The following is a 15,150-nucleotide window of genomic DNA, read 5'->3' on the forward strand; positions in this document are numbered from 1 at the left end:
TGCGTCGCAGTAACGACGGATTTATGGACGGACGGCCTGCGCACATCACGGCCGGCCTTCGCAACCGGACCGTCATCTGCAGCAATCTCCCGGACACACGCCCGCCTTTACAATAGCCCCCATGCTCCAAGTCAAACAGGAATTGCTCGCCGCCCTCGCCGCCGAGCTGGAACAACTCAGCCCTGGCGCCGGTGCCAAGGCTGCTTTCGAACAACCCAAGCAGGCCGCGCACGGCGACTGGGCCACCAACGCCGCCATGCAGCTGGCCAAGCCGCTCAAGCAGAACCCGCGCGCGCTGGGCGAACAGCTCAAGGCCGCGCTCGAGGCGCAACCCGCCTACCAGCAGTGGGTGTCTGCCATCGACATTGCCGGCCCCGGCTTCCTCAACATCCGCCTCAAGCCCGAGGCCAAGCAGCAGGTGGTGCGCGAAGTACTGGCCGCCGGCGAGTCCTTCGGCAGCAAGCCGCAGGGTGCCGAAAAGGTGCTGGTCGAATTCGTCAGCGCCAACCCCACCGGCCCGCTGCACGTGGGCCACGGCCGCCAGGCCGCGCTGGGTGACGCCATCTGCAAGCTGCTGGCCACCCAGGGCATACAGGTCTACCGCGAGTTCTACTACAACGATGCCGGCGTGCAGATCGACACGCTGACCAAGAGCACGCAGCTGCGCGCCAAGGGATTCAAGCCGGGCGACGCCTGCTGGCCGACCGACCCCGAGAACCCGGACAGCAAGGCCTTCTACAACGGCGACTACATCCAGGACATCGCCAACGACTTCCTGGCGAAGAAGACCGTACACGCCGATGACCGCGCATTCACCGCCAACGGCGACGCGGACGACTATGACAACATCCGCCAGTTCGCCGTGGCCTACCTGCGCAACGAGCAGGACAAGGACCTGCAAGCCTTCCGCCTGAAGTTCGACAACTACTACCTCGAAAGCAGCCTGTACACCAGCGGCCGCGTCGAATCTGCCGTACAGAAGCTGGTGGCCAACGGCCACACCTACGAGCAGGACGGCGCCTTGTGGCTGCGCACCACCGATTTCGGCGACGACAAGGACCGCGTCATGCGCAAGAGCGACGGCGGCTATACCTACTTCGTGCCGGACGTGGCCTACCACATCGCCAAGTTCGAGCGTGGCTACACCAGGGCCATCAACATCCAGGGCACCGACCACCACGGCACCATCGCCCGCGTGCGCGCCGGCCTGCAGGCCGCCAATGTCGGCATCCCGCAGGGCTATCCCGACTACGTGCTGCACACCATGGTGCGCGTGGTGCGCGGCGGCGAAGAGGTCAAGATCAGCAAGCGCGCCGGCAGCTACGTCACGCTGCGCGATCTGATCGAATGGACCAGCGCCGATGCCGTGCGCTTCTTCCTGCTCAGCCGCAAGCCCGACACCGAGTACACCTTCGATGTCGACCTGGCCGTGCAGAAGAACAACGAGAACCCGGTCTACTACGTGCAGTACGCCCATGCGCGCATCTGCTCGGTGCTGGCGCAGTGGCAGGAGAAGGACGGCGGCAAGCTCGCCGATCTGGCCGGCGCCAACCTGGCCGCCCTCGACACGCCCGCCGCCCAGGCCCTGCTGTTGAAGTTGTCACAGTATCCCGACATGCTTGCCGGCGCGGCTGCCGACTTTGCCCCGCATGATGTAACCTTTTACCTGCGCGAACTGGCGGCCAGCTATCACAGCTACTATGATGCCGAACGCATCCTGGTGGATGATGCCGCTGTGCGCCTGGCGCGTCTGGCGCTGGTGGCGGCCACCCGCCAGGTGCTGGCCAACGGCCTGTCCATGCTCGGCGTCTCCGCGCCCGAGAAAATGTAACGATTTCAAAGAGACCTATGGCTGCAGTCCGTCCCTCTGCCCGTCCCGTCCGCTCCACGCTGCCCGCACGCCAGCGCGGCATCGGTGTGCTTGGCTTCATCGTCGGCATCGTCGTCGGCCTGGCCGTGGCGCTCGCCGTGGCGGTATACGTCACCAAGGTGCCCACGCCCTTCACCGACAAGGCCGTCGGCCGCTCGGCCCAGCAGCAGGCGGAAGAGGATGCCCGCCTGAAGAACTGGGATCCCAACGCCGGCCTGCAGGGCAAGAAGGGCGCTGCGCCCCCGCCCGTGCAGGAATCGCCCAAGGAAGAGCCGGCACCCGAGCCGGACAAGGCACCCGTCGAAGAGCCCAAGGCCCAGCCTACCCCTGAAAAGACCGACAACCACCCTGAAGTACTGGGCGACCGCGAACAGGAGCTGGCCAAGGCGCGTGAAGACGCTGCTGCCAAGGCCCAGGCCGACCTGAAGGCCCAGGAAGAAGCCCGCGCCAAGGCCCGTGCCGAAGCCAGGGCCAAGGCCGATGCCGAGGCAAAAGCCAAGGCCGAGCGCGCCAACGCCTCCACCGACCCGATCGGCGCCCTGGTGGAATCGCGCACGGCCAAGCCGGCCGCGCCCGCCCCGGCACCCAAGCCTGCGGCCACCAGCGGCAGCGAGCCCTTCGTCTACTTCGTGCAGGCCGGCGCCTTCCGCAACCAGAACGAGGCCGACGCCCAGCGCGCCCGCCTGTCCCTGCTGGGCATGAACGCACGCATCACCGAGCGCGACCAGGCCGGCCGCACCATCTACCGCGTGCGCCTGGGCCCCTTCTCCAGCAAGGCCGACGCCGATTCTGCACGCAGCCGCGTGGAAGGCAACGGCATGGAAGCCGCACTGGTGCGCGTGCAGCGCTGAATTCCCTGCAAAGGCGCGCTGTTTGTTACAACCGGGCAGCGCAGCCCTGCAACTTTGCCCTAGCATCGTGGTCTGACTGACATCTGCGCCCCGGGCGCAGTCCGTATTCGACCCTGGAGCATCCGAATGAAACGACGCGAATTCGCTATCGCCGGCGCAGCCGGCACCGCCGCAGTGGCAGGCCTGGCCGGCATGGGCCTGCAGGCCAACGCCCAGCAAGCTCCGGCGCAGGCCGTGGCCGGCAAGGACTACATGGTCCTGAAAAAGCCCGCCAGCACGGATGCCCCCAAGGGCAAGGCCGAAGTCGCCGAATTCTTCGGCTACTGGTGCCCGCACTGCCACAGCTTCGAGCCCGAGTTCAACGCCTGGCTCAAGCAGGTGCCGCCGCAGGTGGTGGTGCGCCGCGTGCCCGTGGCCTTCCGTCCCGAAATGGCACCGCTGCAGCGCATGTTCTATGCGCTGGAAACGCTGGGCTATGTCGGCCTGATGCACGGCCGCGTGTTCGATGCCATCCACAAGCAGCGCATCAACCTGATGACGGACGCCAACATACTGGCCTGGGCGGCCCAGCAGCCCGAACTCAAGGGCCGCTTCGAACAGGCTTACAAATCCTTCGGCATGGACGCCAAGCTGCGCCGTGCCAACCAGCTGGCCATGGACTATGGCATCGAGGGCGTGCCCTCGCTGGGCGTGGCCGGCAAGTTCTACATCGATGGCGAAACCGCCAAGGGCCTGACCCGCGGCCTGCAGATCGCCACGACCCTGGCCCTCCAGGCGGCCAAGGGCTGACCGGCGCTGGCGGCCGCCCCGGCCGCCTCGCTACAATGGCTGCATCCCCTCTTGCCGGTGCCTGTGCACCGGCCCAACGACACTCCATGAAACAAGTCCTGCTTTCCAGCGTCGTCGCCCTGCTGTGCAGCACCATGCTGCTGCCCGCGCACGCCGAACTGGCCGACCGCAACAAGCCCATGAACGTGGAAGCGGACGCCATGCAGTACGACGACCTGAACAAGATCAGCACCTTCACCGGCCGCGTGGTGGCGACCAAGGGCACCATCATCCTGCGCGCCGGCAAAGTCGAGGTAAGACAGGATGCCCAGGGGAACCAGCATACGCTCGCCATCAGTGACGGGAAGCGACCCGTCTTCATGCGCCAGAAACGCGAAGGCCTGAACGAGTTCTTCGAGGGCGAAGGCGCACGTATCGAGCGTGATGAGCTGAGCCAGATCACCCGTCTTATCGGCAACGCCAAGCTGCGTCGCCTGGTCGGCAACACGCTGGCGGATGAAGTGGTGGGCGACACCATCGTCTACAACGAAGTGACCGAGACCTACAACGTGGTGGGCGGCCCGTCCACCGCGGCGGGCGGCGCGGCTGCCGGTGCCGTGCCGGCAGGCCGCGTGCGGGCCACCATCGTGCCAGTCGGCCCGGGTGGCAGCCGCGTCGTGCCCGGCGCCAAGCCGGCGGCCACCGCACCTGCCGCCCCTCGCACCGGCACCACGCTGCGCCCGAGCAGCGCCATCGGGAACCGCCAATGACCGCCGCCGCCGAACTCCGCGAGCCCGCTTTGGCCGCTGCCACCGGCGCGGCCGACGCTCTGACGGCCACCGATACCGGCAGCCAGCTCGTGGTGCGCCATTTGCAGAAGACCTACGGCCGGCGCAAGGTGGTCAAGGACGTCTCGCTCACCGTGCGCAAGGGCGAAGTGGTCGGCCTGCTCGGCCCCAACGGCGCCGGCAAGACCACGTCCTTCTACATGATCGTCGGCCTGATCCGCGCCGATGGCGGCACCATTTCCATCGACGGCGAGCCGATCGAGGACATGCCGATCCACCGCCGCTCGCGCATGGGCCTGTCCTACCTGCCGCAGGAAGCCTCCATCTTCCGCAAGCTCACGGTGGAGGAAAACATCCGCGCCGTGCTCGAACTGCAGGTGGACGAACGCGGCCGCAAGCTGGGCCGCAACGACATCGACAGCCAGCTCAACGCGCTGCTGGAAGACCTGCACATTGCACAACTGCGCGAATCGCCTGCGCTGGCGCTGTCCGGCGGCGAGCGCCGCCGCGTCGAGATCGCCCGCGCCCTGGCCACGCAGCCGCGCTTCATCCTGCTGGACGAACCCTTTGCCGGCATCGACCCGATCGCCGTGCTCGAGATCCAGCGCATCATCCAGTTCCTGAAGCAGCGCGGCATCGGCGTGCTCATCACCGACCACAACGTGCGGGAAACGCTGGGTATCTGCGATCATGCCTGCATCATCAGCGACGGCACCGTCCTGATGGAAGGCACGCCCGAAGAAATCGTCGCCAACCCCGAGGTGCGCCGCGTCTATCTGGGCGAACACTTCCGCATGTAGGACGGCATGAAGCCCGGCCTGCAGCTGCGCACCGCCCAGGGGCTGGCGCTCACGCCGCAACTGCAGCAGTCGATCCGGCTGCTGCAACTGTCCACGCAGGAGCTGCAGCAGGAATTGCAGCAGGCGCTGGCCGAGAACCCGTTTCTGGAGTTGCTGGAAGATGGGGAAGGCTCCCTTCCCGAGTCCGCTTCGGGCGACGATGACACCCAGGCTGAACCGGCCGACGCATTCGCGAGCGGGGATTTCCGCGCGGAAGCAGCGGCTGCTTCCGGGGCCGATGCCTACGACAATGAAACTACCGCCAGTTCCTCCGCGCTCAACGACGCCGCCAGCGTGCTGGCCGATGATGCCGCCCCAGGCAGCGCCGGCCCGGCCGAGGAGGGCGACGAGGCTCTGTGGCAACACGGACAGGATTCCGGCAGCGACGCCCCCGAAACCGGGGATGCAGCCGCCTCCGAATCGCGCGACAGCTGGGAAACCGACACTCCTTACCCCTCCGCCCCCGCCAGCGGCGACGACGACTGGCAGGACCGCCTGCAGGCCGCCACCAGCCTGACCGAGCACCTGGAACAGCAGGCCCACGCCCTACGTCTGGATCCGCAGGAGCAGGCCGCCCTGCAATGCCTGATCGATTCGCTCGACGAGCGCGGCTGGCTGGCCGATTCGCTGGACGAGCTGGCCGACTCCCTGCTGCCGCAGCTGGCGGACGACAGCAGCACCATCGAGGAACAGCGCGAGGAATTGCTGCACCTGCTCACCATGGCACTGCGCCTGCTGCAGGCCATGGAACCGGCCGGCGTGGGCGCACGCGACCTGGCCGAGTGCCTGCGCCTGCAGCTGGCGACGGACCGTCTGGCCGCCCACCCTGCCGCCAGCACCGCGCGCGCCGTGCTGGCGCAGCCGCTGGACCTGCTGGCACGCCGCGACATCCGCAGCCTGGCGCGCCAGACCGGCAGCCCGGCCGATTCCGTCAAGGCCGCCCTGCAGCTGATCGCCACGCTGGAGCCGCAACCGGCGCGCCGCTTCGCCCCGGCCGAGCGCGAATTCATCGTGCCCGATGCCGTGGTGCATCGCCTGCCCGCGCGCGCGGGCATGACAGGCTGGCAGGTGCAGCTCCACGCCGAAGCCCTGCCGCGCTTGCAGGTCCAGGAACGCTATGCCGCCCTGCTGCGCCAGCATCGCGACGGCAGCGCCGAGGCCCTGCAGCAGCAGCTCAACGAGGCGCGCTGGCTGGTGCGCAGCCTGCAACAGCGCCAGGACACGCTGCTACGCGTGAGCGAGGCCATCGTGCAGCGGCAGGCCCGCTTCCTGGCCGAAGGCCCGCTGGCCATGCAACCGCTGGTGATGCGCGAGATTGCCGACACGCTGGGCCTGCACGAATCCACCATCAGCCGCGTCTGCAGCGGCAAGTACCTGTCCACGCCGTGGGGCACCTTCGAGCTGAAGCACTTCTTCGGCTCCGGCCTGGCCAGCGAGGACGGCAGCAGCACCAGCAGCACCGCGGTGCGCACGCTGATCGCGCAATGGATCGCCGAGGAGCCAGCGCGCAAGCCGCTCAGCGACAGCCGCCTGTGCGAGCTGCTGCAGGAGCGCGGCATCCAGTGCGCGCGCCGCACCGTCGCCAAGTACCGCGAGCAGCTGCGCATCCCCCCGGCGCACCTGCGCAAGAGCCTCGATTAAGGTCGCCTGCGGCCTACTCCTGCGTCGTCCGCGGGCTGACAGCGCCTCGCCCTGCTCTCCCACGAAGCGCCCCCGGCTGTGTTTCCACAATGGAGCCCATGCAGCCGGAAAGAGCTGCATGCCCCCCAACCCGACAGGAGATACGCATGAACACCCCCAACAACCCCCATAACGTTCCCGAAACCCCGCAGGACGCCCGGGAAGAAGCCAGCACCGTCGGCATGGCCGGTGGCGCCTTGGCTGGTGCCGCTGCAGGTGCAGCCATCGGCGCTGCGGCTGCCGGCCCCGTCGGCGTGATCGCCGGTGGCGTGATTGGCGCGCTGACCGGTGGCGTGGTCGGCTACACCGCCGTGGATTCGGCCGACCCCAACTATGCCTACTGGGAAGACAGCTACCAGAGCCAGCCCGGCTACCGTGCCGACTACGACTACACGCGCGACTACAGCCCCGCCTACCGTCTGGGCTACCAGGGCCGCGGCGTCTACGCCGGCCGCAGCTGGGACGAATCGGAAGCCGACCTGGCGCGCGACTGGGACACCATCAAGGGCGACTCCCGCCTGACCTGGGAAGAGGCCAAGGCCTCCGCCCGCTCCGCCTGGCACCGTGTCGAGGAAGCCCTGCCGGGCGATGCGGACGGCGACGGCCGCTAAGCCGCACGGCAGCGCCCAATGAAAAACCCCGGCAGGTCATACACCGCGCCGGGGTTTAATGCGGCACCTGGCTATGGTGCGGCTGAAAAAGCTGGCATGAATTCCGCAGCATGCCCTGCGCGCGGGGGCCTGATGGCCCTGCCGCCGCCTCCCTTGGCTGGAAGCGCCTCCTGTGTGACGGAGTGATGTCATCTTAGCGTCGGACATCGCTGCTTCGCCCCGGGAAAGCCCGTAAAACCGGTGCCAGTGTGTGAACACATGTAAAAGCACAGGCCCTGCGGCTTCAGCCAAAAAACTCCCCGCAGCAGGCGCCCCAGCTGCTGCGGTGCACGGCATCGCTGCATGAAAAAACCCTCGCCTGTGCATGACAAGAGCGAGGGTTTGCTTACGCTTTCGGCGCGCCGGTCAGAACGGAATATCGTCATCCATGTCGCCAAAGCCGCCGGCATCCGGGGCCGGAGCAGGGGCCGGGGCACGCTGCGGAGCGGGTGCACGCGGGGCCGGAGCGGCACTGCGCGGGGCACCGTAGCCGCCACCGCCGCCGCCGAAGCTGTCGTCATCGCCATAAGCGCCGCCGGAGCCGCCCATGCCTTCGCGCTTGCCCAGCATCTGCATCTGGTCCACGCGGATTTCGGTGGCGTAGCGGTCCTGGCCAGTGGCCTGGTCCTGCCACTTGCGCGTGCGGATGCTGCCTTCCACATAGATTTGCGAACCCTTGCGCAGGTACTGGCCGGCGATTTCGGCCAGACGGCCGTTGAATACCAAGCGGTGCCATTCGGTGTGCTCGCGCATTTCGCCGCTCTGCTTGTCCTTCCAGCGGTCGGACGTGGCGAGGGTGACGTTGGCGACCTGGTCGCCACTGGGGAAGGTGCGGATTTCGGGATCGCGGCCGAGGTTGCCGACGAGAATGACCTTGTTGACGGAAGCCATGGAATATGTCCTTGGTTGACCCTTGCCAGTTGCGTCTGACGGTGGCACAGGGGGTTGATGAAAGCGGTGCAGACACGCATGCGCTGCAGCGGATACGAATGATACCGCGTGCACGGCACCCTGCATCAGGGTCAGACCCGATGTTGCGTATTTAATACTATTTATTTATATCAGGCGGATGCCTGCCGGCCCGGCGCCGTCATGCCCAGTGCCACCAGCAGCCACAGCAGCGTCAGCACGCCGCTGGCCAGGAACAGCGCCTGCGGACCGGAATGCTTGAGCAGGATGCCACCTACCGCGCCGCCGGCAAACAGGCCGAGTGACTGCAGCGTGTTGTACACGCCCAGCGCCATGCCGCGCGCCTGCGGCGGCGCCTGGCGCGATACCAGGCTGGGCTGCGAAGCTTCCAGCATGTTGAAGCCGCTGAAGAACACCAGCAGCAGCAGGCCCAGCACCCACAGCGAGGGCGCCGCAACCCCGCTGCCGCTCATCCACCACAGGGCCAGTTGCGTCAGGCCCACCAGCACGATGGAGGTGAGGAACACCTGCTTGAGCTTGCCCTTGCGCTCCATGCGGAACAGCACACCGCCCATCACCAGGAAGGAACCGAACACGGCCGGCAGATAGACATACCAATGGTGTTCCTTCAGCAGGCCGGCCTCGACCAGCATGCGCGGCAGCACCATCCACATGGCCAGCTGCACCGCATGCAGCACGAACACGCCCACGTGCAGGCGCAGCAGCGCCGGATGCGCCAGCACCTCGGCCAGCGAGCCGCCCACGGCGTCACGGTGCAGCGCCGGTTCTGGCGGCACCATCACGAAAATCGCCACCACGGCCAGCACCGCCAGCACCGCCACCAGCCAGAACATGCCCGAAAGCCCCACCCAGCCAGCCAGCAGGGGCGAGACGATGAGTGCCAGCGAAAACACCAGCCCGATGCTGGCGCCGATCATGGCCATGGCCTTGGTGCGCACCACGTCGCGCGTCTGGTCGGCCAGCAGCGCCGTCACCGCGGCCGACACGGCACCGGCACCCTGGATGGCACGGCCCCACAGCAGGCCGTCGATGCTGGTGGCCATGGCGGCGATCACGCTGCCCACGGCAAACACCAGCAGCCCGAGCGCAATCAGGCGCTTGCGGCCCCAGCGGTCGCTCGCCATGCCCAGCGGCAGTTGCAGCACGGCCTGCGTCAGGCCGTACACGCCCATGGCCATGCCGATGCTGGCCGGGTTGGCGCCAGCGTAATGGCTGGCCTCCAGCTCGAAAACCGGAACCACCAGGAACAGGCCCAGCATGCGCAGGGCAAAGATCAGCGCCAGCCCCAGGCTGGAGCGGCGCTCGGAAGGCGTCATGCGGGTGCCGGCGGCATCCCCTTGGGTCGAAACTTGCGTCACGGTGCAATTCCTGGCTGGCAACTCGCAGCGCGCTACCAATGCCGCGCTGCACAAGCCGACATTGTGCGGCAATTCGATGCCCTTGCGGCTGCACGCCCTTGTGGCAGCTGACACAGCCCTGTCAACATCGCGCCGGATAATGCGCCATTTTGGCATCGCCCCCCACGCCCACGAGGAGAGCACGCATGGCCACCCTGTACCACCAGCTCCAGATTAAGGCGGCTCCGGCCGTGATCTACCAGTCCCTGACGACGGAAGACGGCATCGGCAGCTGGTGGGACCGGCCGCAGCTGCTGCTGCAGGAAGGCCGCACGCCGGAATGGGCCTTCCGCCCCGGCCCGGGGCATGGCGTGCTCACCATGCAGGTGCTGCAGACGCAGCCCGAACAGATGGTGCTGTGGCGCTGCACCAGCCACCACGCTGCCAGCTCGCCCGCCTCGGCCTGGACCGACACGCTGCTGCGCTTCGAGCTGCACGCATCCAACGGCGCCCCGGACACCACGCTGGACTTCCGCCACAGCGGCTGGGACGAGACCAGCCCCTATCTCGGTTTCTGCAACCACCAGTGGGGCATTGCGCTGCAGGCCTTGCGGCGGCATTGCGAGCAGCAAGGGCTGTAAGCAGGCAGCCCCCCCGCGATCAGATCTCGACCTTCGACCCCAGCTCCACCACCGCATTGCTCGGCAGCCCCAGGAAGTCGGCCGCGCCGCTGGCGTTGTGGTGCATCTGGGCAAACAGCTTCTCGCGCCAGGGCGCCATGCCTTCACCCAGCGTCGGCACCACGCTGTCGCGCGACAGGAAATAGCTGGTCTGCATCGGATCGAGCTTGCAGCCGTGCTGCTGCAGCGGCTCGAGCGCGCGCGGCAGGTTGGGGTCGTCCATGAAACCGTAGTTCACCACCGCGGTCCAGCAGTCATTGCCCATGGGCGCGACCGACAGCCGCTCTTCGGGCTCGACCCAGGGCACCTCGTGGCTGCGCACGGTGACGAACACGTTCTGCCTGTGCAGCACCTTGTTGTGCTTGAGGTTGTGCATCAGCGCATTGGGCACGTTGTCGATGTTGGCCGTCAGGAACACGGCCGTGCCCTCCACGCGGGCCGGCGGGCTGAAGAACACCGCCTCCAGAAAGCTTTTCAGGTCCAGCCCTTCCGACACCAGCTTGCGGTTGAGCAGCGCCCGGCCATCGCGCCAGGTCACCATCAGCAGGAAGATCGAGGAGGCGATCACCAGCGGGAACCAGCCGCCGTGCACCAGCTTGAGCAGGTTGGAGCCCCAGAAGGCGATGTCGACCACGAAGAAGAAGCCGGTGGCGGCCAGCGCCAGCACCAGCGGCATGCGCCAGGCGTAGTGGATGACGAAGAAGGTCAGCACCGTGGTGATCAGCATGTCGGTCGTCACCGCGATGCCGTAGGCCGCCGCCAGGTTGCTGGAGGAGCGGAACAGCACCACCGCCAGCACGATCAGCACGAACAGGCCCCAGTTGACGAAGGGGATGTAGATCTGGCCGGTTTCATGCACGTTGGTGTGCTGCACCTGCAGGCGCGGCAGGTAGCCGAGCTGGATCACCTGCTTGGTGACGCTGAAGGCACCGGAGATCAGCGCCTGCGAGGCGATCACCGTAGCCGCGGTTGCAAGACCGACCATGGGCAGCAGCGCCCATTTGGGAGCCAGCATGAAGAAGGGGTTCTTCACGGCTTCGGGGTTCTCCAGCAGCAGCGCGCCCTGGCCGAAATAGTTGAGCACCAGCGCCGGCATCACGATGAAGAACCAGGAGACGCGGATCGGCTTCTTGCCGAAGTGGCCCATGTCGGCGTACAGCGCCTCGCCACCGGTCACGCACAGCACTACGGCACCGAGGATGATGAAGGTGGTGCCCGGGTAGTTCCACATGAAGCTCAGCGCATAGTGCGGGCTGACGGCCCAGAGAATCTCCGGATGGCCGGCGATGTGCAGCACGCCCAGCGAGGCAATGGCGATCAGCCACAGCACCATGATGGGGCCGAAGAACCTGCCGATGCCATGCGTGCCGTGCTTCTGCACCCAGAACAGCAGGAACAACACCAGCAGGGTGAGCGGGATCACGTATTCCTTGAAGGTGGGTGAGACCACTTCCAGGCCTTCCACCGCCGAGAGCACCGAAATGGCCGGGGTGATCACGCCATCGCCATAGAACAGGCAGGTGCCGAACACGCCCACCAGCAGCATCACCTTGCGCAGCCGGGGCCGGTCCTGCACCGCCTGCGAAGCCAGCGTGAGCATGGCCACCAGGCCGCCCTCGCCGTTGTTGTCGGCGCGCAGCACCAGCGTCACGTACTTGAGCGAGACGATGATGGTCAGCGTCCAGAAGAAGATGGACAGGATGCCGTAGACGTTGTCGATGGTGAACTGCACATGGCCGGATCCGAACACTTCCTTGACCGAGTACAGCACGCTGGTGCCGATGTCGCCGAACACGACGCCGATGGCGCCAAGGACCAGTGCGCCCAGCGTGGACCTGCCGACTTGAGGGTGGTGTTTGTCCAAAGTACTTCGCCCACACATCCCCACCCGCCCGTGTTGCCACGGGAACGGCGCAGAGCGGTCGATGCGTCCTTCTTGTTGTGGATGGTTAACTATGCGCCGGCGCGGGGGCGCTGTCCAGATGCAGATGCGCCCGCCTGTGCATCCTTGCCACATTGCTGCGGCGCCGGTGCCAGTGTAGCCGGCCGCGGAGACGCCCTCACGCGCCGGGAGCGTTTTCTTCGGGTGGCGGCACCGAGTGGAAGCGCACCGAGAACAGCGCCCCCTTGCGGCGCGCACGTGGCTGCGCGTCTTCCAGCGTGATGACGGCATCGTGCCGGCGCGCGATCTCCTGCACGATGGGCAGGCCCAGGCCGGAGCCGTCGGCATCGGTGCCCAGCGTGCGGTAGAAGGGCTTGAAAATCTGGTCGCGCTCGCCCGGCGCGATGCCGGGGCCGTTGTCTTCCACCTGCACGATCAGCACCTCGCCATAGGCATCGGCGAGCACGCGCACCGTCACCATGGCCGGCATGCCGTCGGCACTCGAAGGGGTGTAGTTGATGGCGTTGTCGACCAGATTGCGCAGCATCTCCTGCAGCAGGATCGGGTTGCCCAGCACCCAGACGCCGGCGTCGTGCGCATAGGCGCCCTCGTAACCCAGGTCCACGCGCTTGGCCAGTGCGCGCGGGAAGCAGTCCTGCACCACCTCCTGCACCAGCCGCGGCATGTTGCAGTATTCGCGCACCATGGTGCCGCCCTCGGCGCGCGCCATGGCCAGCAGCTGGTTCACCGAGTGCGTGGCGCGCACGCTGGACAGGCCGATCTGCTGCAGCGAGCGCTTGAGGTCATCGGCGCTGGCATCGGTGCGCTGGGCCAGGTCTGCCTGCATGCGCAGCCCGGCCAGCGGCGTCTTGAGCTGGTGCGCGGCATCGGCCAGAAAGCGCTTCTGGTTTTCGGCGACCTGTTTCTGGCGTTCCATCATCTCGTTGACCGAACCCACCAGGGGCGACACTTCCATCGGCACGGCCATCTGGTCGAGCGGGCTCAGGTCGTCGGGGTTGCGCGCGCGGATGCGCTCTTCCAGTTCGCTCAGCGGGCGGATGCCGCGCGCCAGCGCCAGCCAGATCAGCAGCACGGTGATGGGCAGGATGATGAACTGGGGCAGCATCACGCCCTTGATGATCTCGGTGGCCAGCACGGAACGCTTCTCGCGCGTTTCGGCCACCTGGATGGTGACGGTCCGGTCGGCGCGCTCGCCGGGCGTGGCGTAGGGGCCGAGCGTGTATTCGCCGGCCAGCACGCGCAGCATCACCACGCGCACATCCAGCGTCTGGCCCTGGGCCGTGCGCAGGGTGTCGTCGCGCAGCACGTAGTCCTGCTCCGTCGGTACCTCGTAATCGATGCGGTTGGCCGGGAACAGGCGCTCGCCGCCCAGCAGTTCGCCGCGCGGCCCCATGACCTGGAAGAACACCTGGTCGGTATCGTCGGCGCGCAGCATCTCGCTGGCCTGTTGCGGCAGCGAGAGCTGGATCTTGCCGTCGCGCATCTGCACCAGTTGCGCCAGCGCCTGCGCGTTGTAGACCAGCGCTCGGTCGAACGGCTTGTTGGCAATGCCCTGCGCCACCAGCCAGGTCAGGGCCAGGCTGATCGGCCACAGCAGCAGCAATGGCGTGAGCATCCAGTCGAGGATCTCCCCGAACAGCGACCGTTGCTCGCGCCGGAAAATGCCCATGGCGTGCGTGCGGCCTCCTCAGCCGGGGATTTTCTCGAGGCAGTAGCCCAGGCCGCGCACGGTGGCGATGCGGATCGGACCCTTTTCGATCTTCTTGCGCAGGCGGTGGATATAGACCTCGATGGCGTTGTTGCTCACCTCTTCGCCCCACTCGCACAGGCGCTCGACCAGCTGGTCCTTGCTGACCAGGCGGCCGCTGCGCTGCAGCAGCACCTCGAGCAGGCCGAGTTCGCGCGCCGACAGGTCGATCATCTTGCCGTCGATGGTGGCGACGCGGCCGGTCTGGTCGTAGCTGAGCGGGCCGTGGCGGATCACGGTGCTGGCGGCGCCCATGCCGCGGCGCACCAGGGCGCGCACGCGCGCTTCGAGTTCCTGCAGACTGAAAGGCTTGGCCATGTAGTCGTCGGCGCCGTAGTCCAGCCCCTTGACGCGCTCTTCCACGCTGTCGGCGGCGGTGAGGATCAGCACCGGCAGGTTGGAGCCGCGCGCGCGCAGGTTCTTGAGCACATCCAGACCATGTAGGCGCGGCAAGCCCAGATCGAGGATGAGCAGGTCGAACTCCTGGCTGGTGAGCAGGGCGGCCTCGGCTTCGCTGCCGGTACTGACATGATCGACTGCTGCACCGGCAGCACGCAGGCTGCGCATCAGCCCGTCGGCCAGTACATGGTCATCTTCCGCAATCAGGATCCGCATGCCTTCCACTCCCGTGTGGCCCATCTCCGGGGCCAGTGCTTGATTCAGGCATTGTAAGCTGCCCGCAAGGACGTCGCAGGCCGGGAAAGCGCGCAGGCAGGCGGCTTGCAGGGGTGTCGGTCGCAAAAAAGGCTCCGCAAGCGGAGCCAATTCGGAGGTTGGACCATGTTCGCAACCACCTTGGAGACCTGGGGGCCGCCAAGCCGCCACCGTGCAGCGGCTGCGCGGCGCAGATTCAGGCGCGCCGTATCAGGCGCAGCAGCAGGATCAGCACGATGGCACCGATGGTGGCCACGATGATGGAGCCGAGCATGCCGCCGCCGGCAGACAGGCCGAGCGAGTTGAACAGGAAGCCGCCGAGGAAGGCGCCGAGCACGCCCATCACCATATCCCCCACGATGCCGAAGCCGCCGCCCTTGACGAGCAGCCCGGCCAGCCAGCCGGCGATCAGGCCGATAAGCAGGAAGTAGAGCAGTTCCATGATGTTCTCCC

14 protein-coding genes are annotated in these 15,150 nt (G+C 67.1%); 8 read left to right on the top strand and 6 right to left on the bottom strand.

Features of this window, described 5'->3' with window-relative positions:
* The first annotated feature begins 121 nt into the window (after positions 1-121).
* The 7 genes from argS (at position 122) to KKQ75_RS10170 (ending at position 7,407) form a co-directional block, all read left to right on the top strand.
* Complete coding sequence (gene argS / locus KKQ75_RS10140; protein WP_213362024.1) at positions 122-1,831, top strand: arginine--tRNA ligase; 1,710 nt, start codon at positions 122-124, stop codon at positions 1,829-1,831.
* A gap of 17 nt (positions 1,832-1,848) precedes the next feature.
* Complete coding sequence (locus KKQ75_RS13150; RefSeq protein ID WP_213362025.1) at positions 1,849-2,721, top strand: SPOR domain-containing protein; 873 nt, start codon at positions 1,849-1,851, stop codon at positions 2,719-2,721.
* 126 nt (positions 2,722-2,847) lie between these two features.
* Positions 2,848-3,510, top strand: coding sequence for a thiol:disulfide interchange protein DsbA/DsbL (locus tag KKQ75_RS10150; RefSeq protein WP_213362026.1), 663 nt, complete (start codon positions 2,848-2,850; stop codon positions 3,508-3,510).
* An 86-nt stretch (positions 3,511-3,596) separates the two neighbouring features.
* Positions 3,597-4,259 carry a lipopolysaccharide transport periplasmic protein LptA gene (lptA, locus tag KKQ75_RS10155; RefSeq protein ID WP_213362027.1) on the top strand — a complete coding sequence of 221 codons (663 nt, stop codon included), beginning with the start codon at positions 3,597-3,599 and terminating at the stop codon, positions 4,257-4,259.
* Entirely contained in the window at positions 4,256-5,077 is an 822-nt protein-coding gene (gene lptB, locus KKQ75_RS10160; protein WP_213362028.1) for an LPS export ABC transporter ATP-binding protein, read from the top strand. Before lptA ends, lptB begins: the two co-directional genes overlap by 4 nt.
* Positions 5,078-5,083: 6 nt before the next feature.
* The gene (gene rpoN / locus KKQ75_RS10165; protein WP_213362029.1) at positions 5,084-6,757 is read left to right on the top strand and encodes an RNA polymerase factor sigma-54; all 1,674 of its coding nucleotides are present in this window, start codon (positions 5,084-5,086) and stop codon (positions 6,755-6,757) included.
* Positions 6,758-6,903: 146 nt separating this feature from the next.
* A complete protein-coding gene (locus KKQ75_RS10170; protein ID WP_213362031.1) occupies positions 6,904-7,407 on the top strand; it encodes a hypothetical protein in 504 nt (167 codons plus the stop codon).
* 405 nt (positions 7,408-7,812) lie between these two features.
* On the opposite strand, the gene ssb is transcribed toward KKQ75_RS10170, so the two are convergent.
* The gene (ssb, locus tag KKQ75_RS10175; RefSeq protein ID WP_213362032.1) at positions 7,813-8,337 is read right to left on the bottom strand and encodes a single-stranded DNA-binding protein; all 525 of its coding nucleotides are present in this window, start codon (positions 8,335-8,337) and stop codon (positions 7,813-7,815) included.
* Between the two features lie 170 nt (positions 8,338-8,507).
* Positions 8,508-9,692 carry an MFS transporter gene (locus KKQ75_RS10180; protein WP_213362771.1) on the bottom strand — a complete coding sequence of 395 codons (1,185 nt, stop codon included), beginning with the start codon at positions 9,690-9,692 and terminating at the stop codon, positions 8,508-8,510.
* 227 nt (positions 9,693-9,919) lie between these two features.
* On the opposite strand from KKQ75_RS10180, the gene KKQ75_RS10185 reads away from it, so the two are divergent.
* Positions 9,920-10,354: an SRPBCC family protein gene (locus tag KKQ75_RS10185; RefSeq protein ID WP_213362033.1), complete on the top strand. Its 435-nt coding sequence runs from the start codon at positions 9,920-9,922 to the stop codon at positions 10,352-10,354.
* Between the two features lie 19 nt (positions 10,355-10,373).
* Here the strand turns inward: KKQ75_RS10185 and KKQ75_RS10190 are convergent, their stop codons facing one another.
* The 4 genes from KKQ75_RS10190 to KKQ75_RS10205 all read right to left on the bottom strand — a co-directional run bounded on the left by KKQ75_RS10190 (position 10,374) and on the right by KKQ75_RS10205 (position 15,139).
* Positions 10,374-12,257 (bottom strand): potassium transporter Kup, encoded by a 1,884-nt coding sequence (locus KKQ75_RS10190; RefSeq protein WP_250131065.1) that lies wholly within the window; start codon positions 12,255-12,257, stop codon positions 10,374-10,376.
* Between the two features lie 196 nt (positions 12,258-12,453).
* Positions 12,454-13,965, bottom strand: a complete 1,512-nt coding sequence (locus KKQ75_RS10195; protein WP_213362035.1) for a sensor histidine kinase — start codon at positions 13,963-13,965, stop codon at positions 12,454-12,456.
* Positions 13,966-13,983: 18 nt separating this feature from the next.
* Positions 13,984-14,658, bottom strand: a complete 675-nt coding sequence (locus KKQ75_RS10200; RefSeq protein ID WP_213362036.1) for a response regulator — start codon at positions 14,656-14,658, stop codon at positions 13,984-13,986.
* 235 nt (positions 14,659-14,893) lie between these two features.
* Positions 14,894-15,139, bottom strand: a complete 246-nt coding sequence (locus tag KKQ75_RS10205) for a GlsB/YeaQ/YmgE family stress response membrane protein (RefSeq protein ID WP_213362772.1) — start codon at positions 15,137-15,139, stop codon at positions 14,894-14,896.
* Positions 15,140-15,150: the final 11 nt, after the last annotated feature.

The organism is Brachymonas denitrificans (assembly GCF_907163135.1).
GTDB classification, from domain to species: domain Bacteria; phylum Pseudomonadota; class Gammaproteobacteria; order Burkholderiales; family Burkholderiaceae_C; genus Brachymonas; species Brachymonas denitrificans_A.

Excerpts from the sequence above, each read along its gene's own strand:
- argS (WP_213362024.1), top strand. The coding sequence starts at position 122 with ATGCTCCAAGTCAAACAGGAATTGCTCGCCGCCCTCGCCGCCGAGCTG.
- KKQ75_RS13150 (WP_213362025.1), top strand. The coding sequence starts at position 1,849 with ATGGCTGCAGTCCGTCCCTCTGCCCGTCCCGTCCGCTCCACGCTGCCC.
- KKQ75_RS10150 (WP_213362026.1), top strand. The coding sequence starts at position 2,848 with ATGAAACGACGCGAATTCGCTATCGCCGGCGCAGCCGGCACCGCCGCA.
- lptA (WP_213362027.1), top strand. The coding sequence starts at position 3,597 with ATGAAACAAGTCCTGCTTTCCAGCGTCGTCGCCCTGCTGTGCAGCACC.
- lptB (WP_213362028.1), top strand. The coding sequence starts at position 4,256 with ATGACCGCCGCCGCCGAACTCCGCGAGCCCGCTTTGGCCGCTGCCACC.
- rpoN (WP_213362029.1), top strand. The coding sequence starts at position 5,084 with ATGAAGCCCGGCCTGCAGCTGCGCACCGCCCAGGGGCTGGCGCTCACG.
- KKQ75_RS10170 (WP_213362031.1), top strand. The coding sequence starts at position 6,904 with ATGAACACCCCCAACAACCCCCATAACGTTCCCGAAACCCCGCAGGAC.
- ssb (WP_213362032.1), bottom strand. The coding sequence starts at position 8,337 with ATGGCTTCCGTCAACAAGGTCATTCTCGTCGGCAACCTCGGCCGCGAT.
- KKQ75_RS10180 (WP_213362771.1), bottom strand. The coding sequence starts at position 9,692 with ATGACGCCTTCCGAGCGCCGCTCCAGCCTGGGGCTGGCGCTGATCTTT.
- KKQ75_RS10185 (WP_213362033.1), top strand. The coding sequence starts at position 9,920 with ATGGCCACCCTGTACCACCAGCTCCAGATTAAGGCGGCTCCGGCCGTG.
- KKQ75_RS10195 (WP_213362035.1), bottom strand. The coding sequence starts at position 13,965 with ATGGGCATTTTCCGGCGCGAGCAACGGTCGCTGTTCGGGGAGATCCTC.
- KKQ75_RS10200 (WP_213362036.1), bottom strand. The coding sequence starts at position 14,658 with ATGCGGATCCTGATTGCGGAAGATGACCATGTACTGGCCGACGGGCTG.
- KKQ75_RS10205 (WP_213362772.1), bottom strand. The coding sequence starts at position 15,139 with ATGGAACTGCTCTACTTCCTGCTTATCGGCCTGATCGCCGGCTGGCTG.